General features: G+C 61.8%; 26 protein-coding genes. 23 read left to right on the top strand and 3 right to left on the bottom strand.

Going from position 1 to position 23277, the window contains the following annotated elements:
• Nucleotides 1-250 precede the first annotated feature (250 nt).
• The 4 genes from Q0859_RS16635 to Q0859_RS16620 all read left to right on the top strand — a co-directional run bounded on the left by Q0859_RS16635 (nucleotide 251) and on the right by Q0859_RS16620 (nucleotide 3400).
• Nucleotides 251-958 (top strand): DUF484 family protein, encoded by a 708-nt coding sequence (locus tag Q0859_RS16635; protein WP_299153253.1) that lies wholly within the window; start codon nucleotides 251-253, stop codon nucleotides 956-958.
• On the top strand, nucleotides 955-1875 hold the full coding sequence (locus Q0859_RS16630; protein WP_299153249.1) for a tyrosine recombinase XerC: 921 nt from the start codon (nucleotides 955-957) through the stop codon (nucleotides 1873-1875). The genes Q0859_RS16635 and Q0859_RS16630 overlap by 4 nt, the downstream gene beginning before the upstream one ends.
• A 157-nt stretch (nucleotides 1876-2032) precedes the next feature.
• A complete protein-coding gene (locus Q0859_RS16625; RefSeq protein WP_299153247.1) occupies nucleotides 2033-2614 on the top strand; it encodes a cytochrome P460 family protein in 582 nt (193 codons plus the stop codon).
• Nucleotides 2615-2707: 93 nt separating this feature from the next.
• A complete protein-coding gene (locus Q0859_RS16620) occupies nucleotides 2708-3400 on the top strand; it encodes a CDP-alcohol phosphatidyltransferase family protein (protein WP_299153245.1) in 693 nt (230 codons plus the stop codon).
• Here Q0859_RS16620 and Q0859_RS16615 read toward each other — a convergent pair.
• Nucleotides 3397-3852 (bottom strand): methylated-DNA--[protein]-cysteine S-methyltransferase, encoded by a 456-nt coding sequence (locus Q0859_RS16615; protein WP_299153397.1) that lies wholly within the window; start codon nucleotides 3850-3852, stop codon nucleotides 3397-3399. The two genes, Q0859_RS16620 and Q0859_RS16615, sit on opposite strands and share 4 nt — an antisense overlap.
• A 189-nt stretch (nucleotides 3853-4041) precedes the next feature.
• Between Q0859_RS16615 and Q0859_RS16610 the strand changes: the two genes are divergently transcribed.
• The 4 genes from Q0859_RS16610 (at nucleotide 4042) to Q0859_RS16595 (ending at nucleotide 7991) form a co-directional block, all read left to right on the top strand.
• Nucleotides 4042-5274, top strand: a complete 1233-nt coding sequence (locus Q0859_RS16610) for an MFS transporter (protein WP_299153243.1) — start codon at nucleotides 4042-4044, stop codon at nucleotides 5272-5274.
• A gap of 1 nt (nucleotide 5275) precedes the next feature.
• Nucleotides 5276-6661, top strand: coding sequence for an MATE family efflux transporter (locus tag Q0859_RS16605; protein ID WP_299153242.1), 1386 nt, complete (start codon nucleotides 5276-5278; stop codon nucleotides 6659-6661).
• Nucleotides 6661-7527 carry a 50S ribosomal protein L11 methyltransferase gene (locus tag Q0859_RS16600; protein WP_299153240.1) on the top strand — a complete coding sequence of 289 codons (867 nt, stop codon included), beginning with the start codon at nucleotides 6661-6663 and terminating at the stop codon, nucleotides 7525-7527. Before Q0859_RS16605 ends, Q0859_RS16600 begins: the two co-directional genes overlap by 1 nt.
• 113 nt (nucleotides 7528-7640) lie before the next feature.
• The gene (locus Q0859_RS16595) at nucleotides 7641-7991 is read left to right on the top strand and encodes a hypothetical protein (protein ID WP_299153238.1); all 351 of its coding nucleotides are present in this window, start codon (nucleotides 7641-7643) and stop codon (nucleotides 7989-7991) included.
• A gap of 96 nt (nucleotides 7992-8087) precedes the next feature.
• Here Q0859_RS16595 and Q0859_RS16590 read toward each other — a convergent pair whose 3' ends face one another.
• The gene (locus tag Q0859_RS16590; protein WP_299153235.1) at nucleotides 8088-8297 is read right to left on the bottom strand and encodes a DUF1127 domain-containing protein; all 210 of its coding nucleotides are present in this window, start codon (nucleotides 8295-8297) and stop codon (nucleotides 8088-8090) included.
• A gap of 348 nt (nucleotides 8298-8645) precedes the next feature.
• Between Q0859_RS16590 and ruvC the strand changes: the two genes are divergently transcribed.
• The 4 genes from ruvC (at nucleotide 8646) to Q0859_RS16570 (ending at nucleotide 11640) form a co-directional block, all read left to right on the top strand.
• Entirely contained in the window at nucleotides 8646-9194 is a 549-nt protein-coding gene (ruvC, locus tag Q0859_RS16585) for a crossover junction endodeoxyribonuclease RuvC (RefSeq protein ID WP_299153232.1), read from the top strand.
• Complete coding sequence (ruvA, locus tag Q0859_RS16580) at nucleotides 9191-9847, top strand: Holliday junction branch migration protein RuvA (RefSeq protein WP_299153229.1); 657 nt, start codon at nucleotides 9191-9193, stop codon at nucleotides 9845-9847. The genes ruvC and ruvA overlap by 4 nt, the downstream gene beginning before the upstream one ends.
• Nucleotides 9848-9914: 67 nt before the next feature.
• Nucleotides 9915-10949 carry a Holliday junction branch migration DNA helicase RuvB gene (gene ruvB / locus Q0859_RS16575; RefSeq protein WP_299153227.1) on the top strand — a complete coding sequence of 345 codons (1035 nt, stop codon included), beginning with the start codon at nucleotides 9915-9917 and terminating at the stop codon, nucleotides 10947-10949.
• A gap of 67 nt (nucleotides 10950-11016) precedes the next feature.
• Nucleotides 11017-11640, top strand: coding sequence for a hypothetical protein (locus Q0859_RS16570; RefSeq protein ID WP_299153225.1), 624 nt, complete (start codon nucleotides 11017-11019; stop codon nucleotides 11638-11640).
• 1 nt (nucleotide 11641) lies between these two features.
• Here the strand turns inward: Q0859_RS16570 and Q0859_RS16565 are convergent, their stop codons facing one another.
• Nucleotides 11642-12799 (bottom strand): lytic murein transglycosylase, encoded by a 1158-nt coding sequence (locus Q0859_RS16565; RefSeq protein WP_299153394.1) that lies wholly within the window; start codon nucleotides 12797-12799, stop codon nucleotides 11642-11644.
• Between the two features lie 182 nt (nucleotides 12800-12981).
• On the opposite strand from Q0859_RS16565, the gene Q0859_RS16560 reads away from it, so the two are divergent.
• From Q0859_RS16560 to Q0859_RS16510, 11 genes are all read left to right on the top strand, one after another.
• Nucleotides 12982-13374 carry a YbgC/FadM family acyl-CoA thioesterase gene (locus Q0859_RS16560; RefSeq protein WP_299153223.1) on the top strand — a complete coding sequence of 131 codons (393 nt, stop codon included), beginning with the start codon at nucleotides 12982-12984 and terminating at the stop codon, nucleotides 13372-13374.
• A 98-nt stretch (nucleotides 13375-13472) separates the two neighbouring features.
• A complete protein-coding gene (gene tolQ / locus Q0859_RS16555) occupies nucleotides 13473-14168 on the top strand; it encodes a protein TolQ (protein WP_299153222.1) in 696 nt (231 codons plus the stop codon).
• A 2-nt stretch (nucleotides 14169-14170) separates the two neighbouring features.
• The gene (tolR, locus tag Q0859_RS16550) at nucleotides 14171-14635 is read left to right on the top strand and encodes a protein TolR (protein ID WP_299153220.1); all 465 of its coding nucleotides are present in this window, start codon (nucleotides 14171-14173) and stop codon (nucleotides 14633-14635) included.
• Between the two features lie 3 nt (nucleotides 14636-14638).
• Nucleotides 14639-15724 carry an energy transducer TonB gene (locus tag Q0859_RS16545; RefSeq protein ID WP_299153218.1) on the top strand — a complete coding sequence of 362 codons (1086 nt, stop codon included), beginning with the start codon at nucleotides 14639-14641 and terminating at the stop codon, nucleotides 15722-15724.
• A complete protein-coding gene (gene tolB / locus Q0859_RS16540; RefSeq protein ID WP_299153216.1) occupies nucleotides 15721-17034 on the top strand; it encodes a Tol-Pal system beta propeller repeat protein TolB in 1314 nt (437 codons plus the stop codon). Before Q0859_RS16545 ends, tolB begins: the two co-directional genes overlap by 4 nt.
• An 83-nt stretch (nucleotides 17035-17117) precedes the next feature.
• Complete coding sequence (pal, locus tag Q0859_RS16535; protein WP_299153213.1) at nucleotides 17118-17639, top strand: peptidoglycan-associated lipoprotein Pal; 522 nt, start codon at nucleotides 17118-17120, stop codon at nucleotides 17637-17639.
• A 13-nt stretch (nucleotides 17640-17652) separates the two neighbouring features.
• A complete protein-coding gene (gene ybgF / locus Q0859_RS16530; protein ID WP_299153210.1) occupies nucleotides 17653-18465 on the top strand; it encodes a tol-pal system protein YbgF in 813 nt (270 codons plus the stop codon).
• Between the two features lie 3 nt (nucleotides 18466-18468).
• Nucleotides 18469-19716, top strand: coding sequence for a tRNA lysidine(34) synthetase TilS (gene tilS, locus Q0859_RS16525; protein WP_299153207.1), 1248 nt, complete (start codon nucleotides 18469-18471; stop codon nucleotides 19714-19716).
• 80 nt (nucleotides 19717-19796) lie between these two features.
• Nucleotides 19797-21716 (top strand): ATP-dependent zinc metalloprotease FtsH, encoded by a 1920-nt coding sequence (gene ftsH / locus Q0859_RS16520; protein ID WP_299153204.1) that lies wholly within the window; start codon nucleotides 19797-19799, stop codon nucleotides 21714-21716.
• A 174-nt stretch (nucleotides 21717-21890) separates the two neighbouring features.
• The gene (locus Q0859_RS16515) at nucleotides 21891-22454 is read left to right on the top strand and encodes a ferric reductase-like transmembrane domain-containing protein (protein WP_299153201.1); all 564 of its coding nucleotides are present in this window, start codon (nucleotides 21891-21893) and stop codon (nucleotides 22452-22454) included.
• Nucleotides 22455-22549: 95 nt separating this feature from the next.
• Entirely contained in the window at nucleotides 22550-23149 is a 600-nt protein-coding gene (locus Q0859_RS16510) for a sulfurase (RefSeq protein ID WP_299153199.1), read from the top strand.
• The last annotated feature ends 128 nt before the right edge of the window (nucleotides 23150-23277 follow it).

Genomic DNA, 23277 nt, shown 5'->3' with positions numbered 1-23277 from the left:
CGCGCAATGCTTGGGGATCCAATGGAAAAATCCTTGGATCCCCTCCGTGAGTGGCAGCGAGCGGTGTCTGTGTCATGGGGCGGATATGGCAGGTGCCGCGCTCTCCATCACGGGGAGAACGCGATACAACTTCCCCGTGCCTGACGCGCGCCGGCAACAGCGCGCCCATTGCGGCCAATTCATCCAAGTTCGGGGCAGATTTCCGGGAGGCGATGTGCTAGAACATGCCCAAAATAAATATGAGTACGGTATGAGCAGCCAACCCAAGATTGATGACGCCCTGCGTGAGGCGATTATTAGCCGTCCGGACGTAATCCTGGACGACAAGGATCTGATGCACGCCCTGATCGCCGCAAACGAACGTGCGATGGGTGGCAACATCGTCGATCTGCGTGGGCTGGCGATGGAACGGCTTGAGGCGCGGCTTGATCGCCTTGAGGATACGCATCGTTCGGTCATTGCGGCGGCTTACGAAAATCTTGCGGGCACCAATCAAATCCACCGTGCGATATTGCGGATGCTTGACCCGCTGGAGTTCGAAGCGTTCTTGCGCGATCTGGGCGGCGAAGTGGCCGAAATCCTGCGGGTCGATGCGGTCAAGCTGCTGCTTGAATCGGTGCAGAACGACAATGATCCGGCTGTGAAACGCCTCGGCGATGTGCTTACGGCTGTTGAGCCAGGCTTTATCGATGACTACCTGACCCAAGGGCGTGGTGGTGCGGTGCGCCAGGTCACTTTGCGCCAGGTGCAGGATGCCGATACGGCCGTTTATGGCAATGACGGCAGCTGGATCCGGTCCGAGGCCTGCCTCAAGCTCGACTTTGGTGATGGGCGTTTGCCGGGCCTGCTGGTCATGGGGGCCGAAGACCCGCACATGTTTGGCCCTCAACAGGGCACGGACTTGCTGGCCTTTTTCGCAGGCGTGTTTGAACGGGCCATGCGGCGCTGGTTGGGATGAGCCTGATATCCGCTGCTGCCCGCGACGCGCTGGAGACGTTTCTGGCGCATCAGCGCAGTATCAAAGGGGCGGCGGACAACACGGTACTGGCCTATGGCGGCGATATCACCGAATTTCTGACCTTTATGACCGACCATTCGGGCCAGACCCAGGGCCTTGGCGCGCTGGCGCGAATCACGACACGAGACATGCGGGCATGGATGGCGCGTACGCGGTCCGGCGAGGTGGGGCCACGCTCGCTGGCGCGCAAGCTGTCCGCGGTCAAGGCGTTTTACAAATGGCTCAGCCAGCGTGAAGGGTTTGAGCCGACAGCAGTCCTCAGCACCCGCGCGCCCAAGTTCACCAAGAAGCTGCCCCGCCCGCTGGCCGAAGAGGCGGCGCGCGATTTGCTTGAGATCGCGCCGCTGCAATCCACGCAACCATGGGTGGGCCTGCGCGACACGGCTGTGCTGACCTTGCTCTGGGGCTGCGGGTTGCGCATATCCGAAGCGCTGAGCCTGCAAGGCTCGGATGCACCGCTGCCCCAAGTGATGCGGATCACCGGCAAGGGTGGCAAGGAACGGATCGTGCCGGTGATCGACGCCGCCCGGCAGGCCGTTGACGCCTATATCGCGGGCTGCCCTTACGATTTGCCGGATGACGGGCCCTTGTTCCGGGCAATCCGGGGCGGAGCCTTGGCCCCGCGCGCCATTCAGAAGGCGATGGCATCCGCGCGGATGCAACTGGGGCTGCCCGCCTCGGCCACACCCCACGCGATGCGCCACAGCTTTGCCACGCATCTGCTGAACGCGGGCGGCGATCTGCGCGCGATCCAGGAACTTCTGGGGCATGCCTCACTGTCCACAACCCAGGCCTACACGGCTGTGGACACCGCCCGGCTGATGGATGTCTACGCCCGTGCCCATCCCAAGGCATAGGGCCAAGGCATAGGGCGCACGCGGCCTGCGCGCGCGTGGCGCACTCACGTAAACGTGCATCAAGGTGATGCGCCATTTGTCCCCGTCTGTGGCAGAGGTGAACCGCGGTATTCCACCGCACATTCGGGACACCACACCACTATCTAGGGGATACCATATGATCCGTAAATTTGCGATGGCCGCAGCGTTGACGCTGACAGCAGGGGCTGCAAGCGCCCAGGACTGCACCGCTATCACCGTCGAGGATGCCTTTGATCTGACCGAAGCGCAGATCGATGGCCTTTACGAATGCCTTCAGGAAAAGATGGCCACGGGCTATGCCAAAGAGGGCGACGAAATCGCGACCAACTATCGCAGTTGGGCTGCCACCGCATCGCGTCCTGCCGTGGCCGGACCGCATGGCAACCGGCTGTTGAACACATATGCCAATGATGTGGCCGCCGAACAGTACCTCAAGTTCGAGGAAGAAGGCGTTGAAATGCCGATCGGGTCCGTGCTGGCCAAGGAATCGATCACCGTGTCGATCAAGAAAAAGGCCGCGCGCCCGGGGCCGCTCTTTATTATGACCAAAGTGGGCTTGGACGAGGCCCCTGATACGGCAGGCTGGCTCTATGCGGGCCTGCAACCCAACGGCAAGGTGATGAAGATCAAGCAATCCTTCTGCCATGACTGCCATGCCGGATGGGAAGCACAGGATTTTCTGGGCTATCCGGTCCCAGAGGTCCGTCTGGGGCAATAAACCCTCTTTTACTGCGAGACACAGCCGCGCCGGGTGCACCTTCGGCGCGGTTTTGCATTTGCAAGCCTGCCTCAGATAGATAATGAGGGCACCATGACTGTTCAGATGCGCGCACTTGCCGTTCACTTATTGACCGCCACAGGTGCCGTATTTGCGATGCTGGCCATGCTGGCGGCAGTACAAGCCAAATGGGATTTGATGTTCCTGTGGCTGGTGGTGGCTTTCTTTGTGGACGGGATCGATGGACCGCTTGCACGCAAATATGATGTGAAAACCAACGCGCCGGAATTTGATGGCGTGCTGCTCGATCTGATCATCGACTACCTGACCTATGTGTTCATTCCCGCCTTTGCACTGTTTGCATCGGGGCTGATGGCGGGCTGGACAGGCTGGGTCGCAATCATCCTGATCACCTTTGCCTCGGCCATGTACTTTGCGGACACCCGCATGAAAACAAAGGACAATTCATTCTCTGGCTTTCCGGGATGCTGGAATATGGTGGTCCTGGTTATCTTTGCGCTGGAACCCAATTTCTGGGTCAGTCTTGCACTGGTCAGTGTGCTGGCGGTGGGGATGTTCCTGCCGATCAAGTTTGTGCACCCCGTGCGTACGGAACGCTGGCGGATGCTGACATTGCCGATGGCCCTGGCCTGGACGTTCTTTGCCGGTTGGGCCGCGTGGGTCGATTTCCATCCCGAAAGCTGGGCGCATTGGGGGCTGGTGATCACGTCGGTCTATCTGGTGTTTGCGGGGCTGGCCCAGCAATTGATCCCTACCGCGCGCTAGATCAGATAGCCGCCCGCACGCTCATGGCGCAGCAGGGCGACCTTGGTTTCAACGCCGCCCGCCCCCGAAAACCCGGTCAGACCTTTTGCGCCCATCACACGGTGGCAGGGAATGATGATCGGAATGGGATTGCCGCCGCAGGCCTGACCGATTGCCTGGGCGGGCACGCCCAACTCCTTGGCGATATCGCCATAAGTCACCGTATATCCAAACGGAATCGCAGACATCGCTGTACACACATCGCGCTGCAACTGTGATCCCCCCACAGCCAGGGGCAAATCAAACTGCTCGCGGGTGCCTGCATCATATTCGGCCAATTGCCGGGCCGCCGCATCCAGCACGTCCGAGCGTTCCTTGGATCCCGACACCCCCCAACTCAGACGTACAATCGCGCCCTTGTCTTCGGTCAGGGTCAGTGCCCCGAATTGAGTCTGGATATCGCGCAGCTTCATGGACACCACTATCAGGCAAGATCGCACCAACACTCAACCCGATCCTTGCGCAGAACTCCCAACTTCCTTTCACCAAAGATACCTCCGCCGGAGGCACCGACCTCAGTCACACGCGCCCGGTTGGCGTGCACATGTACTGCGCAGATATCGCCACTCGCCAGACTGCCCCAAAAGGCGTAGAGCAGACCCATGGCCCGTCTTGTCCCCCTTGCCGATGCACGCCAACTGCCTGCGTGGCGTCGCCCCATCGCATTGCTGTTTCTGATGGCCTTTGCGATGCCGATCGGGTTTTCGGTTTGGCTGGCGCTGCTGAACAACTTTGTGGTTGAGGCTGCGGATTTTGACGGGGCCGACATCGGGCTGCTGCACGCGATCCGTGAAATTCCGGGTTTTCTGGCGGTGGGGGTGATCGTGGTGATCATGTTCATGCGCGAACAGGTGCTAGGGCTGATCTCGCTTGTAATGCTGGGGCTCGGGACGGCTGTGACCGCAAAATTCCCCGAACTGACCGGTATTCTGATCCTGACCTTCATCAGCTCGGTTGGCTTTCACTACTATGAAACGGTCAACCAGTCCCTGCAATTGCAATGGATCGGGAAAGAGCGCGCGCCCCAAATGCTCGGCTGGCTAATGTCGGCGGGGTTTACCGTGACCTTCCTCGTCTATTCGGTGATCATGCTGCTGTGGGAGCCGTTGGGTCTGACCTACAACACCGTCTACATGGTGGGCGGCGTGATCACGGCCGCCATCGCCGTCTTTGCGATGATTGCCTATCCGCAATTCGAGGCCCCGACCCCGCAACTCAAAACATTTGTGCTGCGCAAACGCTATTGGCTTTATTATGCCTTGCAATTCATGTCCGGTGCGCGGCGCCAGATCTTCATGGTCTTTGCGGGGTTTATGATGGTCGAGAAATTCGGCTTTCAGGTGCATGAACTCACAGCACTTTATCTGATCAACCTGATGATCAACATTCTGGTGGCCCCGCTTTTGGGGCGCATCGTGCAGGTCTATGGCGAACGCAAGGCGCTGGCCTTTGAATACACGGGCCTCGTGCTGGTGTTTCTGGCCTATGGCGGGGTCTATTTTCTGGGCTGGGGGATCGTGGTTGCGGCCACGCTTTATGTGCTTGACCACATCTTTTTCGGACTGGCGCTGGCGCTGAAAACCTACTTTCAGAAAATTGCCGACCCACAGGATATCGCACCCACCGCGGCCGCGGCCTTCACCATCAACCATATCGCGGCCGTGGGCCTGCCGTTGCCTTTGGGGTTGCTGTGGCTCGTCTCGCCCGGTGCCGTCTTTCTGCTGGCGGCGGGCATGGCCGCCATCTCACTGACGCTGGCGCTGATGATCCCGCGTCACCCGGTGCCGGGATACGAGACCCGCTTCGTCACGCCCGCCGCAACCCCTGCCGAATAACATGGCAAAGGGGCGCTTTCTGACCGGCTCGACCATGGGCCATGTGGTGCGCATGACGGCCACGGGCGCGTTCGGCATCACCTTTGTGTTTCTGGTCGATGCGGCGAACCTGCTGTGGATTTCGCAATTGGGCGATCCGCAGCTGGTGGCGGCCATCGGCTTTGCCTATGTGATTCAGTTCTTTTCGATCTCGTCCGGGGTGGGGCTGATGATCGCGGCCACGGCCCTCGTATCGCGCCGGATCGGCGAGGGGGATCGCACCGCGGCCCGCGATCAGGCGGGGGCGGCTATCGCGATTGCCGCGCTGATGCAGGCTGCCATGGCGCTGGTTGTGATCCTGGCGCGCCACGAGTTGCTTGCCCTGGCGGGTGCGCAGGGGGAAACGGCCCGCATCGCGGCGCGGTATCTCGCCCAGACTATGCCTTCGCTGGTGCCCATGGCCATCGGGCTTGTGGCCTCGGGGGTGCTGCGCGCCGAGGGCTACGGGGCCAAGGCGATGTATGTCACGCTGAGTTCGGGGGCGCTGCTGATGGTGCTCGACCCGATCTTCATCTTCTGGTGGGGCATGGGGATCGACGGGGCTGCACTTGGGCTTGTGCTGTTCCGGCTGTGCCTGATGGGCATGGCGCTGTACTTTGCCGTGCGCCAGTTGGGATTGATTGCGCGGCCCACCATCGCGGGTGCGCGTGTCACTTTCGCGCCCTATATGGTTGTGGCCTTGCCCGCCATCGCCACGCAGCTGGCCACGCCAACGGGCAACTATTTCCTGACCATCGTGATGGCGCGTTTCGGTGATGATGCGGTGGCGGCCTGGGCGGTTGTGGGCCGTCTCACGGTGCTGGCCTTTGGCGGCATCTTTGCGCTGTCCGGTGCTATCGGCGGCATATTTGGGCAAAATTTCGGAGCCGGGCAATACGACCGGCTGCGCAGCACCTATCGCGATGCGCTGATCTTTTGTGCGCTCTACACGCTGGCGGCCTGGGGTATTCTGTGGACCGTGACGCCGCTTGTGATCGACGCCTTCGGGTTAAGCGGGCAGGGGGCGGCGGTGCTGCGCGCCTTCACCACGGTGGGAGCGGGCGGTTTCATCTTTATCGGGGCGCTGTTCGTGGCCAATGCGGCCTTCAACACCCTCGGGAAACCGACCCGGTCGGCGGTGCTTGGCTGGGTCAAGGACGGGGTGCTGAGCTGGCCGGCGGCGGCCTCGCTCGCTGCGGGCTTCGGTGCGGTGGGCGTGATCTATGGGCAGGCACTGGCAGGCGCATTTATGGGCACCCTTGCCGCCGCATGGGGCTGGCGGTATGTGGCGCATCTGGGGCCGGAAACCGATGTGACACCGCCCCCAAGCCGCCCCTGGCCCAATGCCGACAGATTCCGGAGACGCTGATGCCCACATGGACTGCCCTGACCACTTTGCCCGGAAAACCCGCCGCCGAGGCGCTTGGGCGCGCGCTTGAAAACCTCGCCCCCGAACCGACCGGGATCGGGGTGTTCGAAGTCGAAGACGGCTCGGGCCTGTGGGAGGTCGGAGCCTATTTCACCGAAGCCCCGGACGACACTGCCCTGTTGCTGCTCTCCACCGCGATGGGGGCCAAACCGTTCATTGTTTCCGAACTGCCCGAAACCGACTGGGTGGCCCATGTGAAACGCGAACTGGCTCCGGTCGAGGCGGGACGCTTTTTCGTATATGGCAGCCATGACGCGGACAAGGTGCCAAGCGGCAAACACCCGCTGCTGATCGAGGCGGCGATGGCGTTTGGCACCGGTCATCACGGCACGACCCTGGGCTGCCTTCGGGCGCTGGACCGGCTGGCAACCGATGGGTTCGTTGGACAAAGCGTGGTCGATATCGGCTGCGGCACCGCGGTGCTGGCGATGGGGGCGGCATCCATCTGGGACGCCCCCGTGCTGGCCAGCGATATCGACATTCAGGCGGTCGAGGTGGCCGAGGCCAATCTGGCGGCCAATGACATGGGGGATCGGGTGCAGGTGGTCGAGGCGGCGGGCTTTGATCACGACGCGCTTGCGGGTCCCTTCGATCTGATCTTTGCCAACATCCTCAAGGGGCCGCTGATTGCTCTGGCACCGGACCTGACGGCACGCCTGATGCCTCGGGGGTATGCGATTCTGTCCGGGATTCTGAATGAACAGGCGGACGAGGTCGCAGCCGTTTATGCCGAGGCTGGAAACAATATCCATGCCCGCGAAGAGATTGGTGAATGGACGACACTCACCTTACAGAAAAAGCCGTAATTCGATCTGCATTTATCGCGCATTTGCCGCAATTGCCCAGATTTTGCCACAATTTGAGTACATCTTGTGACTTGAAGCTGGTGGGGGCCGTTTCGAAGGTTAACGAGACTGCCATGGTTGAGACACAAGTAGATTTCCGCAAACGGTTGAGCGTCCTTGGGCGCAAGCATGTTGCGATGAGCAATGGGTACACCTCAAAGGTGCGTCACGACGGTCTGATCGTTGTGACCCCCAAACGGCGCAACCCAACCCGGTTTATCCCGGTCAAAGGGATGGTCCTGTTTATTGTTGGGTTCCTTGTCTTCAAGGCGTTCATGTTCGCCGCATTGGGTGAGAGCACCTACACGCAGAGGATTGCCAAACTGGCCGAGGGCACATTGCTGGAACAGGGGGGCGCATGGATCATGCACGCCGACCCCGTCACGCAAGTTATTGCCCGCTATATCGAACCAATCACCCGCTAACGCCTGCACCAGACGTGAAAAAGCCGCGTGGCCCGGATGGGCGGCGCGGCTTTTATCCGTTCCCGGACATCTTTCCCGCCCAAGGCGGCGAAAGGTTCAGCGGTTCTGAGCAACGTCCTCGATATCAGCGCGGCTCAGCCCGATATCGTCCAGTTCACGGTCGGTCAGCGACAACAGCGCATTGCGGGTAACGCGGGCATCGTTCCAGGCCACGACTTGCGCGACGAGCTGTGAGAAATATCCACGCACTTGGCCTGCTACCGGAGCAGCGCCATATACGGGGCGGGTTGTGTCGAAAGCAGCCATTTCAGCAGTCCTTTGGTTTGTGTTCTTGTGCCGAAACATTCGGCGATGTGCTGGGCATTTAGGCAGGTTGAGGACGCGCGACAAGCGGCGAAATATCATACGTGCTATGCGTTTTCTGCATGACGAAATTCATGGTTAACCTACGGTAATGTAATGTGAAAACCTTGGTGCAACCTTGTCGATTTTCGACCTTCGGATGGCGCTTTTGTTGCCCGGGATTGGGCCTTGGTCGCGGCCCGAACAGCGCATGTCGCAAACGGACATGGTGCGGTTAACCCTTGGCGGATGTTCGCCTTTCGTGCTAGTGCGGTAAAAAATCCACAAACGTGGGCAATAGGGCAGGATATCATGCGCATTTTAGGAATTGATCCGGGTTTGCGGCACATGGGCTGGGGCATCATTGCGGTGGATGGCCCACGTCTGCGCCATGTGGCCAACGGCATTTGCCACTCCACCGGCGATGATCTGTCTCTGCGCCTGCTCAGCCTGTTTGACCAACTGAGTGCCGTTATAACCCAATATGCGCCCGAGGCGGCGGCAGTCGAGCAGACCTTTGTGAACAAGGATGGGGCCGGCACTCTCAAACTGGGTCAGGCGCGCGGCATTGCGATGCTGGCCCCGGCTCGGGCCGGATTGGCGGTGGGCGAATATGCTCCGAATGCTGTGAAAAAGACGGTGGTGGGTGTGGGCCATGCCGACAAGGCCCAGATCGCGCATATGGTGCGCGTTCAATTGCCCGGTGTTGAAATTGCGGGCGCCGATGCGGCGGATGCCTTGGCGATTGCGATTTGTCACGCACATCACGGTGCCGGACGGCAGGTGGCCGTTGCGGCACCGACAGGCGGGCTTGCCGCAGCGGTGGCCCGTGCGGATGCCCGGGCGAGGGCGCGCGCGTGATTGGCAAGCTGACGGGCCGGATCGATTACCGCGCGGCGGATCATGTCCTGATCGACGTGCGCGGTGTGGGTTATCTCGTGTATTGCTCGGAACGCACCATGGCGGGGTTGGCCGGCGTCGGTCAACCCTGTGCCTTGTTTACGGACCTCGTGGTGCGTGAGGATCTGATGCAGTTGTTCGGGTTTCCGACCCTTGCCGAGAAGGAATGGCATCGCTTGCTGATGTCGGTGCAGGGCGTTGGTGCAAAGGCCGCGCTGGCGATCCTTGGCACGCTTGGCACTGACGGGGTCAGCCGTGCGATTGCCCTTGGGGACTGGAGCGCGGTGAAGGCGGCCAAGGGCATTGGCCCCAAGATCGCGCAGCGCATCGTGCTGGATCTCAAGGACAAGGCCCCCAGTGTCATGGCGATGGGCGGCACGGTGGCACAGGCCTTGGGCGAGGTCCCTGCCGACGAGACGCAGGTGATCGAACCCGTGCCTGTTCAGGCCGCGCCGTCCACCGCGCAGGCGGATGCGCTGTCGGCCCTGGGCAATCTGGGCTATGGCCCGTCGGATGCGGCTGCGGCTGTGGCGCAGGCGGCGGGTGACGCGCCAGAGGCAGAGACGCCCGCGCTGATCCGTGCTGCGTTGAAACTGCTGGCCCCGAAAGGGTAGGGATGGCGCAGGACACCTCCGCCTTACAATGGGCACCGTATCATGGGTGCCTGATGAAAGATGACGCATGACTGACGCTTCCGACCCGACATTGCGCCCCGCCCCCTTGCCCGAGGACGAGGCCGGCGGCTTTGATCGCGCCCTGCGTCCTCAAATGCTTGAGGATTTCGTCGGGCAGGCCGAGGCCCGTGCAAATCTGCGCGTCTTTATCCAGTCGGCCCGCCAGCGCGAAGAGGCGATGGACCACACCCTGTTTCACGGCCCCCCCGGTTTGGGCAAGACGACGCTGGCCCAGATCATGGCGCGTGAGTTGGGGGTGAACTTTCGCATGACCTCAGGCCCTGTGCTGGCCAAGGCGGGCGATCTGGCTGCGATCCTGACCAACCTTGAAGCGCGTGATGTGTTGTTTATCGATGAAATCCATCGCCTGAACCCGGTCGTCGAAGAGGTTCTTTATCCCGCCCTTGAGGATTTTGAACTGGACCTTGTGATCGGCGAAGGCCCGGCGGCCCGCACCGTGCGCATCGAATTGCAGCCCTTTACGCTGGTGGGGGCGACCACGCGGATGGGTCTGTTGACGACGCCGCTGCGCGACCGCTTTGGGATTCCGACACGGCTGCAATTTTACACCGAGGACGAGTTGTTCAGCATTGTCGAGCGCAATGCCCGCAAACTGGGGGCCCCCGCGGATGAAGGCGGTGCGCGCGAGATTGCCCGCCGCGCCCGGGGCACGCCCCGTATCGCGGGCCGTCTGTTGCGTCGGGTCGTGGACTTTGCGGTGGTCGATGGCGATGGCCGTGTGACCCAGGCACTGGCGGATGCGGCCCTGACCCGGCTTGGCGTTGATCATCTGGGGCTGGATGGCGCGGATCGGCGCTATCTGTCGTTAATAGCCGAGCACTATGGCGGTGGCCCGGTTGGGGTCGAAACGCTCAGCGCGGCCCTCAGCGAAAGCCGCGATGCGCTGGAGGAAGTGATCGAGCCCTATCTGTTGCAGCAGGGCCTGATCCAGCGCACCCCGCGTGGCCGGATGCTCGCGCCGCGGGCCTGGCGTCATCTGGGCCTCGAACCGCCCAAATCCGGGGGCGATTTGTTTGACTGACATACGGGACCGAGGGGCCGGCCCCTAGGGCTCTCCGAATTTTTTGGAACAATGAAGAGGGGACGTGATGGAGCTTGAGCAGATCGAGGCCCTGTTTCGCCGCGAGTCCGGGGATTACGTGTTTGCCCGATGGGGCCGTCCGCTGGCTCCGGTGGTCTTTGGTGTGCAGGACGAGACGTTGAGCGTCGTGAAGGGCGCGATTGAGGCCGTGTGCCAGTTGGCAGGCCATCTCACTGCCGAGACGGACCCGGAACTGGGATCGAACTTCATGTGGTTCTTTTTCAGTGATTGGGCTGAGTTGCTGGCGGTGCCTGATCTGGATCGCCTTGTGCCGGACCTTGGTCCGCTGGTGGAGCGCCTGCAGGCGGCGCAGGCGAACCAATACCGCGTCTTTCGCTTTGATGAGGCGGGCGCGATCAAGGCCTGTTTCGTGTTTCTGCGGATGGATGCGCATCTGAGCGGGGTTCCGGCGGAGACCCTTGCGCTCAGTCAGGTAGTGCAGTCGTTCTTGCTGTGGTCGGATATGGCGTTTCGCGACCGCTCCCCCTTGGCGGTGGCGGGAGAGACGACAGTTTTGCGCCCTGATATCGCGGCGTTGATCCGCGCCGCCTATGACCCGGCCATGCCGGTTGCGGCGCAGGATGCCGCCCATGCGCTGCGCCTGAGCGCGCGCGTCGGGCAGGTGTCTTGATCTAGCCGCCCAACGTGCGCAGCAGCGCCGGGGAGGGATCGCCCGTTGCAGGCTGTCCGATGCTCGTCTGATAGGCCGAGATGGCGCTGCGGCTGCCCGATCCGATCACCCCGTCCGGCTTGCCAGCATCGAACCCGCGCGCATTGAGCCGTGTCTGTAGGGCCACACGGTCGTCTTTGGTCAGCCCGAATCTGTCGGGCGGGAAGCTGCCCTGAATTGGCCCGCCCCCTGCGATTCGGTCCGCCAGATGTCCGACCCCGATCGCGTAGGCGTCCGAGTTGTTGTAGCGTTTGATCACCCGGAAGTTGGAGGTGACTGCGAACCGTGGCCCGCCCGGTTGAGGTTGGATTATCGACCCGGATGGCGCGCCCTGACCCACTTCGCCGCCCCATTTCAGCCCGCGTGTCCAGCCATTGCGTTGCAGATAGGCCGCTGTCGAGCCAAGGCTGTCGGTCGGATCATCCGACCAGATGTCGCGTCGCCCATCCCCGGTGAAATCGACCGCAAAGGCCTGATAAGAGGTGGGGATGAACTGCGTGTGCCCCATCGCCCCCGCCCATGATCCGACAAGTTGCGCCGGTGTGGTATCCCCCGATTGCAGGATCTTCAGTGCCGCGATCAGTTGCTTTTCGAAGAATGCGCCGCGCCGCCCGTCAAAGGCCAGCGTGGATGTGGCCGAGATCACGGGTACATTGCCGCGCCGTTCGCCAAAGAAGCTCTCGAGCCCCCAGATCGCGGTGACGATATTGGCCGGAACGCCGTAGCGCGCCTCGACCGCCTGTAATGTCGCGCGGTGGCGCGCAAAGGCGGCCCGCCCCTTGCTGACCCGCTCGTCGGAGGCGGCGATGGCAAGGTAGTCTTCGAGCGTGCGGGTGAATTCGGTCTGGTTGCGGTCCCGCCTGACGACGCCGGGCAGGTAGCCTGTGCCACGAAATCCGGCATCAAGGGTCGCTTGCGAGATACCGGCGCTGGCGGCGCGGCTGCGAAAGCTGGTCACCCACGCGTCATAGGCCGCGTTGGGTACGGGGCGCAGATCGGCGGGCAGCGTGGTCGAACGCGTGCTCGCTGTGCCCAAGGCGGGCGTGGACAGGGGGGTGGTGCAGGCCGACAGGCTGATTGCGCCAAGGCCAAGCAGTGCGGTTCTGCGTGTCAGGGTCATTTTGAAATCTCTGCTCATTTGTTTTGCAGTGAAGGTAGCGCGGCTGAGGGCCAGCGCAAAGCACCATTTGGGCAAAGGCATGGATCGGCAGGAACCGGGGCAGGGGCGGCGCAGGCCCTTGCGAGAGCGCAACAAGCCGTGATCTATGCAAGCCAGACACCAGACCCCGAGACAGGCCCGCCATGACCCCGCATCATTTTCCCATCACTGTGTTTTACGAAGATACCGACATGGCCGGGGTGGTCTATTACGCCAACTACCTCAAGTTCATCGAACGCGCCCGTTCAACCATTGTGGAAGAGATCGGCGTGGATCAAAATGCGATGCGCGCCCGCGACCTTGTGTTCGTGATTACCCGGGTCGAGGCGGATTATCTGGGGGCAGCGCGTCTTGGGGACCGGCTTGAGGTTGTGACCACCCATGCGCCGACCAGCCCCGTGCGGTGGGTGTTTGACCAGGAAGTGCAGGTTGCAGGCCGTCCTATTTTTCGCGCACATGTCATCGCCGCGTGCATGACAACAGCCGGAAAACCCACCCGGCTTCCTGCGGAAATCCGCGCAATGCGCACGAAATAAGGCGGAAATGACGCCGAAGTGATAGATTTCCCCGATGCGTTCCCCTATGGTGAAGCGCAATAAGGGCTGCAAAATGGCCCATAACAAAGAGCAGGCAGATGGAAGCAGACACCCTGGCGTTGGCGCACGAGGTTGATTTCTCGATGTGGGCGCTTTTCGCACGTGCCACCCTGACCGTGAAACTGGTGATGATCATGTTGATCGTTGCATCGTTCTGGGCATGGGGCATCATCATTCAAAAACTGATCATGTATCGCCGCGCGCGATCCGAGGCGGCGCGCTTTGATCGCGCGTTCTGGTCTGGCGAGCCGCTGGATGCGCTGTTCGACCAGATCGGCCCGGAACCGCGCGGGGCCTCTGAAAAGGTATTCGCGTCCGGAATGATCGAATGGCAACGCTCGCACCGCGAGGATGGCGCGCTGATTGCTGGTGCGACCAGCCGCATCGACCGCTCCATGGATGTGGCCATCACCAAACAGGCCGAAAGCCTGCAAGGCGGATTGACCGTGCTGGCCACCGTTGGCTCGTCGGCCCCCTTTATCGGGCTGTTTGGCACCGTCATCGGCATTATGAACGCCTTTATCGAGATTGCAGAACAGCAGAACACCAACCTTGCCGTCGTCGCCCCCGGTATTGCCGAGGCGCTGCTTGCCACGGGTCTGGGTCTGCTCGCGGCCATTCCGGCGGTTATTTTCTACAACAAGTTGAGTGCGGACAGTGATCGCATCATTGCCGGTTACGAGGCGTTCTCGGACGAGTTCGCCACCATCCTCAGCCGTCAGTTGGACAGCTAGCCATGGGCGCAGGTGTCGTTCAGAAGGAAGGGCGTCGGGGCCGGGGGCGCAGCCGTACGCGCCCCATGGCCGAAATCAACGTGACCCCGTTTGTCGATGTGATGCTGGTACTGCTGATCATCTTCATGGTGGCCGCCCCCTTGCTGACCGTTGGCGTTCCCGTCGAGTTGCCCAAGACGGCTGCGGGCGCTCTGCCCGCCGATCAGGAGGAGCCGCTGACCGTGACCGTCACTGCGGGCGGCGAGATTCAGATCCAGACCACAGCCGTGGCCCGCGATCAGTTGATTGGCCGCCTGCGCGGGATCGCCGCCGAGCGTTCCAGTGACCGCGTTTTCCTGCGCGCCGACGGGGCCGTGCCCTATGCACAGGTGATGGAAGTGATGGGTGCCCTCAACGCGGGTGGATTTGCCAACATTGGTCTGGTGACCGACATTGGCGGCCCGACTTTGGACGACGAAGGCCAGTAGGTCGTGAACACCGGGCAGGTCATATCAGGGATCGGACATGCAGGGCTGATTGGATGGGTGCTGTTTGGCGGTGTCTTCCGGTCCGAACCGTTGCCCTTTGAAGTGACCGAAGTGTCGGTGATCTCCACGGATGCGTTTGACGCGCTGTTTGCGGGGCCGCAGCCTGAAACCGGAACCGAGGTCGCCCTGCCCGTCCAGCCCGAGGTTGAACCGGACCCGGTCGAAACGCCTGCCCCGGACGAGGTTGTGGTAACCGACCCCCCCGAACCCGCACCCGAGCCGGAGCCCGAAGTTATCCCCGAACCCCCGGCACCAGAACCCGAGCCCGAGATTGCTGACGCACCCCCTGTGCAGCCCCAACCGGAACAGCAAGCCGTGATCGCGCCCGAGGTGTCACCGCGCGCCGTGCCGCGCCCGTCCGAGCGTGTGGCCCCCGAGGCTGTGCAGCCCCCCGATCCCGAAGCCGCCCCTGACGAGGTGGAGCAAGAGGCGGTCGCGCAGGACGAGGCTGGCGAAACCGTGGCCGAAGAGCAGGAGGCGACCGCCCCCGAAGAGGCCGCCACCGAAATCGTGACCGAAGCTGAAGAGCCTGCGGGCGCGCCCACATCCTCGCCGCGCCCGCCCGCGCGCCGCCCCTCGCCCCCGACCGAAACCGTTGAGGCCCCAACGCCCGCACCGACGCCGACCCCAACGCCGACAGACAATGCGGTGAACGACGCGCTCGCTGAGGCGTTGGGTGGTGGGGAGGACGAGGTGCCGCAAGGCCCGCCCCTGTCGGCTGGCGAAAAGGATGCGTTGCGCGTGGCGGTCTCGAATTGCTGGAACGTGGGGTCCCTGTCATCCGAGGCATTGATGACCACCGTTGTTGTTGCCGTGGACATGACACAGGACTCAAAGCCCGTTACATCCTCGATCCGTCTGGTGTCGAGTTCGGGCGGATCGACTGCGGCGGCCAATCAGGCCTTTGAGGCTGCGCGCCGCGCAATCATTCGCTGCACCCGTGATGGTTACAATTTGCCGGTTGAAAAATACGGCCAATGGAAAGAAATCGAGATGACGTTCAATCCCGAAAGGATGCGTATCAAATGATGGTTCGACTGCTTTGCCTTCTTGCGGCGCTGATCGCCGCCCCCGTTCTGGCCCAGGATGGCCCCTTGCGGATTGAAATCACCGAAGGGGTTATCGAACCCTTGCCCGTGGCCGTGCCCAATCTGGTGCCCGAAACCGAAGGCAGCGCCGAGATGGGCGCGCAACTGGCCCGCGTGATTGCGGCCGACCTGACGGGCACCGGCCTGTTCCGCGAATTGCCAAGCAGCGCGTTCATCAGCCAGGTCTCCGACTTTGGCGCGCCCGTGCAATATGCCGACTGGAAGGCGATCAACGCCCAGGCGCTTGTCACGGGGGCGGTCAGCGTCAATGGCGACCAGATCAATGTGAAGTTCCGCCTCTATGATGTGTTTTCCGGTGCAGAACTTGGCGACGGGCTGCAATTTGCAGGCACCACGGACGGCTGGCGGCGCATCGCGCACAAGGTGGCGGATGTCGTCTATAGCCGGATCACGGGCGAGACGGGCTATTTCGACAGCCGCGTCGTCTATGTCAGCGAAACCGGCCCCAAGGCGGACCGGCGCAAGCGGCTTGCGGTCATGGATTATGACGGGGCCAATGTGCAGTACCTCACCGGCTCGGAGTCCATCGTTCTTGCCCCGCGCTTTTCGGCAAGCGGGGACCGCGTGCTTTATACCAGCTACGAGACGGGCTTTCCGCGCATCTACGTGCTGGATGTGGGCAGCGTGCAGCGTCGCGTGCTCGAAAGCCAGCCCGGCACGATGAGCTTTGCGCCCCGCTTTGCCCCCAACGGGCAGACAGTGGTCTATTCGCTGTCTCAGGGCAGCAATACCGACATCTTCTCGATGGACATCAACAGCGGTGCGGCCACGCGTCTGACGAGTGCGCCGTCCATCGAAACTGCGCCCAGTTTCAACCCTGATGGTACGCAGATCGTGTTCGAAAGCGACCGTTCGGGCACGCAGCAGCTTTATGTCATGCCCGCCAGTGGAGGCGAGGCGCGCCGCATCTCGTTCGGCGAGGGGCGCTATGGGACGCCCGTGTGGTCGCCGCGCGGTGATCTGGTGGCCTTCACCAAACAGTCCAAGGGCCGCTTTCATATCGGGGTGATGCGTACCGATGGGTCCGAAGAACGCCTGCTGACCGCCTCGTTCCTTGATGAAGGGCCCACATGGTCGCCCAATGGGCGCGTGATCATGTTTGCCCGCGAAACCCAGGGGGCCACGGGCCGCTCGACGCTTTATTCGGTGGACATTACCGGGCGCAACCTGCGCCCTGTGCGCACACCTGATGGCGGGTCAGACCCAAGCTGGGGCCCCTTGCAGCGATAGCGTGCGTTTTCATGCGCTTGCTTTCGTGATAGAAGATGAAAAAAGACCAAGAAATGGCAAACCCCTGAGAGAGGCCCGAGCCCATGAAACTGAAATTTTCGATTGTTATGATGTGCGCCGCACTGAGCCTTGCGGCCTGTACCAACCCTGACCGGTTCGGCAACGGCGGCGAGGCGGGGGCAGATCCGTTTGCCAATGGTGCCGGGGCAGGGGGCGCGGGCAGTGCGTCTGACCCAGCCTCGCCCGCGTATTTCCAGCAGGCCGTTGGAGACCGTGTTCTGTTTGCGGTGGATCAGTCCAGCATCAGCCCCGAAGGCCGCGCGACCCTTGACGCACAGGCCGTCTGGCTGTTGCAGAACGCCGATTATACAGCCGTGATCGAAGGCCACGCTGACGAACAGGGCACCCGCGAATACAACCTCGCGCTTGGGGCACGTCGCGCCGATGCGGCCCGCGCCTATCTTGTGGGTCAGGGCGTCCAAGCCAGCCGTTTGCAGGTTGTCAGCTATGGTAAAGAGCGCCCGATTGAGGTCTGCTCGGACGAAGCCTGCTATGCCAAGAACCGCCGTGCGGTTACAGTGCTGGCCGGTGGTCTGACAAGTTAAGAAGGCGTTTGAAATGATCCGGTATTTTGCAGTCTCGATTATGGCTTTGGGTCTGTGTGGCCCGGTGGCCGCGCAGGACCAGACCCTTGGCGATATCCGTCAGGAATTGACCGTCCTGTTTGTCGAAGTGCAAAAGCTGAAGCGTGAATTGTCCACCACGGGTGGGGCGTCTGGTGCAGTGATTGCAGGCGGCCCACTGGATCGGCTCAACACGATCGAGGCCGAGTTGCAGCGTCTGACGGGCAAGACCGAAGAACTGGAATTTCGCATCGGATCAGTGGTGAATGACGGCACCAACCGCATTGGCGATCTAGAGTTTCGCCTGTGCGAACTGGAAGCGGGGTGCGATGTGGCCGCCCTTGGGGACACGCCCACATTGGGCGGGGGCGAAACCCCTGCGGCCCCGGCTGTGACCCCGAACCCGCAACCTGAAACCCAACTGGCCACCCAAGAGCAAGCGGATTTCGAGCGGGCGCAGGAGGCGCTCGCAACCCGTGACTTTCGCGCCGCCGCAGACCAGTTTGCGACCTTCAATCAGACCTACCCCGGTGGCCCCCTCTCGGTAGAAGCCGAATTGCGTCGCGGTGAAGCACTTGAAGGGCTTGGCGATGTGCGCGAGGGCGCGCGCGCCTACCTGTCGGCCTTTACCCTTGATCAGCAAGGCCCGGTCGCCCCGGAGGCGCTGTTTCGCCTTGGCGCGGCTTTGGGCCGCCTTGGCCAGACGTCCGAGGCCTGTGTGACCCTTGCGGAAGTTGGGGCGCGCTTTCCGGCATCTCCGTCGGTGGCGGATGCACAGGATGCGATGCGCAATATCGGTTGCAGTTGATCCATGCTTGCCCCCCTGCTTGAGGCGATTGCCGAGCAGCTTTCGGGCCGCCCCCCTGAACGCCTTGGCGTTGCGGTGTCTGGCGGTGGGGACTCCGTTGCGCTGCTGGCCGCTCTGGTCGAGCATGTCAAAGGCACCGGAACCGAACTTAGCGTGATCACCGTCAACCACGGGCTGCGCCCCGAAGCCAAGGAAGAGGTCGCCTTGGTCACCGATCTTTGCGCGCGCTGGAATCTCGCCCATCACGTTGAGTATTGGAAAGGGTGGAGCGGCGAAGGCAACCTGCAATCGACCGCCCGCGACGCGCGATATGAACTGATGGCGGATTGGGCCTATGGCAACGGGATTACCCATATCGCCTTGGGCCACACCGCCGATGATCAGGCCGAAACATTCATCATGCGCCTTGCGCGCGGTGCCGGGGTCGATGGACTAAGCGCGATGGCCCCCCGGCGGGTGCGCTATGGGGTGACATGGGTGCGCCCGTTTCTGCGCATCGAACGCTCGGCCCTGCGCACATATCTGACCGCCGCGCAGCTCAGCTGGTGCGAGGACCCAAGCAATGAGAATCCCGATTTTGAGCGGGTGCGGGTGCGTGATGCGCTGACGGTCCTGGGCTCGCTTGGGGTGCACATAGAGACATTGGTTGATGTTGCCCACAACATGAGCCAGGCCCGTGAGGCGTTGGATTGGCAGACATTTCTGGCCGCCCGCGAGACCGCAACCATCCGTCACGGTGTTGTGGCCATGGATTTGCGCAGTTTTCGGATGCTGCCGGATGAAATCCGCCGCCGGTTGCTGATCCATGCGGTGCGATGGACCTCTGGCAGTGCCTATGCGCCGCGTCGTGCGTCTGTCGCGCATGCGCTGGCGGCGGTGCGCGCGTCAGAGACGGTGACGCTTGATGGGTGTCAGATCACAGTCGAGAACGATATCGTCTGGGTGTTTCGCGAATTGAACGCAGTCAAGGATTTAGTGTGTGAAGTCGGGGATTTATGGGACGATCGCTGGCTTGTATCCGGCCCTGAAGATGACCCTGACATCGAAGTGCGTGCACTTGGTTATGACGCGCTGAGCGACGTGGAGGGCTGGCGTGATCTGGGCCTGCCCCGCGCCGCAATGGCGGCGATGCCGTCGGTGTGGTATGATCAAACGGTGATGGCCGTTCCGGTCACCGGAACCGACCCGGACTGGACGGCAGAGCTTGATAGCGGGCAAGATGCCTTTTTCGCCGCACTTTTATCGCATTGAACATGGCGTCATCATCTCTATCTTAAGAGCGAACGCCGTAAGCTGTGGCTTGAACGGCTGATTGTATCAGGAGACTTTCCTTGGGAAACGCACGTAATATCGCCTTCTGGGTTGTTCTGTTTCTGTTGATTTTGGCGCTGTTCAACCTGTTTGGCGGGTCGGGCAACACCATGCAGAACCGCGAGATCAGCTATTCCGAATTTGTGGACGCGGTCGAGGACGGCTCGGTCAGCAATGTGACGCTGGATGGCGAACAGGTGCGTTTCCGCCGTGGCACCGAGGATTTCGTGACGATCAAGCCCGAAGATGCCGAAGTGACCGATCTGCTGATCGCCAACGACATTCCGGTGCGTGCCGAACAACAGCAACAGTCTGGTTTCCAGACCTTCCTCGTTTCGCTGCTGCCCTTCCTGCTGCTGATCGGCGTCTGGGTCTATTTTATGAACCGCATGCAGGGCGGCGGCAAAGGTGGCGCGATGGGCTTTGGCAAATCCAAGGCCAAGATGCTGACGGAAAAATCGGGCCGTGTGACCTTTGACGACGTGGCCGGGATTGACGAGGCCAAGGATGAGCTGGACGAGATTGTCGAGTTCCTGCGCAACCCACAGAAATTCTCGCGCCTTGGCGGCAAGATCCCCAAGGGCGCGCTGCTTGTCGGCCCTCCGGGCACTGGTAAGACCTTGCTGGCCCGCGCCGTTGCCGGCGAGGCGGGTGTGCCGTTCTTCACCATCTCCGGCTCCGACTTTGTCGAGATGTTCGTGGGTGTGGGGGCGTCTCGTGTGCGCGACATGTTCGAACAGGCGAAAAAGAATGCGCCCTGCATCGTGTTCATCGACGAAATCGACGCGGTAGGCCGCCACCGGGGTGCCGGATATGGCGGCGGCAATGACGAGCGTGAGCAGACGCTGAACCAGTTGCTTGTCGAGATGGACGGCTTTGAGGCGAACGAAGGTGTGATCATCATCGCCGCAACCAACCGCAAGGACGTGCTGGACCCCGCCTTGCTGCGCCCCGGTCGGTTCGACCGTCAGGTCACCGTGGGCAACCCCGACATCAAGGGTCGCGAAAAGATTCTTGGCGTGCATGCCCGCAAGACGCCACTTGGGCCCGATGTCGATATGCGCATCATCGCGCGCGGCACGCCCGGTTTCTCGGGCGCGGATTTGGCCAACCTCGTGAACGAGGCCGCGCTGATGGCGGCGCGCGTGGGACGTCGCTTTGTCACCATGATCGACTTTGAATCTGCCAAGGACAAGGTGATGATGGGCCCCGAGCGGCGCAGCATGGTGATGACGCCAGAGCAAAAGGAAATGACCGCCTATCACGAGGCCGGGCACGCGCTTGTGGGCATGAAGCTGCCCAAATGCGACCCCGTCTACAAGGCGACGATTATTCCGCGCGGTGGTGCCTTGGGCATGGTGATGAGCCTGCCGGAAATGGATCGCCTGAACATGTTCAAGGACGAATGCCACCAGCGTCTGGCCATGACGATGGCGGGCAAAGCGGCTGAAATCCACAAATACGGGCCGGATTCCGTGTCGAACGGACCTGCGGGCGACATCCAGCAAGCCTCGGCTCTGGCGCGCGCGATGGTGCTGCAATGGGGCATGTCCGACAAGGTCGGTAACATTGATTATTCCGAGGCTGCGCAGGGCTATACCGGCAACACAGGCGGGTTCTCGGTCTCGGCCAACACCAAGGAATTGGTGGAACAGGAAGTGCAACGCTTTATCCAGGACGGATATGAGTGGGCCGAGAAGGTGATCAAGGAAAACGAGGTCGAATTTGAACGGCTGGCCCAGGGCCTGCTGGAATACGAAACCCTGACCGGTGAAGAGATCGAGCGCGTGATGCGCGGCGAGCCCCCAACCTCGCCGGATGACGAGGATGGTGGCAGCAAGGTCGAAGACAAAAAACCAAGCCTGACAGCCATTCCCAAGGCCAAGAAGAAGTCCGGACCTTCGGGTGATGGCGGGATGGAGCCTGAACCCACTGTCTGATCGGCCAGCTACATAAATAAGAAAACGCCTCCCGGTGCCATGCGCCCGGGGGGCGTTTTCGTTTTTGGACTTCACATTGATGTGGGTGCGGTATCGCAGTGCCGCGTTTTCGGCTCTTTATGGGTGGTCAAACCAATGTAGTTCAGATCATTGCGCCCCTTTTATTCCACTTTGTTGATTTACGCCGTCCTGCTGTGGCTGGGGCGGGACACGCTGTTGGGGCTGGCGCAGGATGACGCGTACTATCCAGCGCTGATGTATGACAGCGGGGTGTGGTCCATCAGGTGGCTGATCGTGGCTATTTCGGTCACACCGCTATTGCGACTGATCACTCTTTTGGGTCGCGGACAGGCTTTGGGGCGTTGGTTGCTGCGCAAACGTCGTCATATCGGTTTGGTCAGTGCGATTTTTGCCGTTGTCCATCTGCTGCATTATCTGCGGCATGAGGGTCGGCTGGATGCGGTGCTGCATGACCTTTGGCTGCTGGAATATGCGACGGGCTGGCTGAGTTTGGCGTTGATCGCAGCCCTTGCGGTTACGTCGCATGCGTGGGCTGTGCGTGCGATGGGGCGTCGGTGGAAACGCCTGCATCTTTGGGTCTATCCGGCGGGTATTCTGGCGCTCTGGCACTGGTATCTGCTGGATTACTACACGGGCCGGGTGCTGTTTTGGAGCTGTCTGTTTGCTGCTCCGCCGCTTTTGCGTTGGATGTTCTTGCGGATACGTCATGCGGCCTGATCCATCAGCCGCTGTTTGAGCGCGGCCACATCAATTGATTGGTGCCACGACCGGGTCATGGTGTAGGCAAGCCCGCGCAGTACAAGAGAGGTCATATGCCCGCTTTGAAACCCACTTCATTTTCGGCGCAGATCGTCTGGTTGGGCCATGTGCCGGACCGCGCTGCCAGTTTGCGCGCGGTGTCCGTTGATGCGGTGGAGGCGACCTTGGACGGGTTTCCGGGTGAGGCCCACCGGGGTGCGACGCGGCCCTCATGTGTGCGGGTGAAATCGCAATATCCTCAAGGTACGACCATTCGTAATGTGCGTCAGCTGAGTGTTCTGAGTGTCGAAGAACTGGCACTGACCGCAGCCGAGATGGGCATGGAGGCGATTGACCCTGCGCTGGTGGGAGCGTCGATGGTGATCGAGGGTATGCCGGACGTCACCTATTTGCCTCCGTCGTCGCGGCTTCAGGCCCCATCAGGTGCGTCCTTGGTCATCGATATGGAGAACCGGCCCTGCACACTGCCCGCCCGTGAGATTGAGCGCGAGGCTGCCGGGTTTGGCGCGCGGTACAAATCTGCGGCGAAAGGGCGGCGTGGGGTGACGGCGTGGATCGAGTGTGCGGGCCGGTTTGCTGTGGGGGACAGTTTGGTGCTGCATGTGCCGGATCAGCCGGTTTGGGCGTATCTGGATGTTGCGCGCAAAGGATAGGGAAGATGGGGGCGCCGCCCCCGGCCTGCGGCCTCCCCCGTGGTATTTTTGGCGAAAGGAAGGGGCCGGGCGTGCGCCGCTTATCGCCTTGGTCCACCCTTTAAAGGGGCGAAACTCAAGCCCCGGCG

The sequence above is a fragment of the uncultured Tateyamaria sp. genome, assembly GCF_947497045.1.
Lineage (GTDB): Bacteria > Pseudomonadota > Alphaproteobacteria > Rhodobacterales > Rhodobacteraceae > Tateyamaria.
Note: the sequence above shows the minus strand (reverse complement) of the source record. Positions and strands in the feature narration are given on the sequence as shown.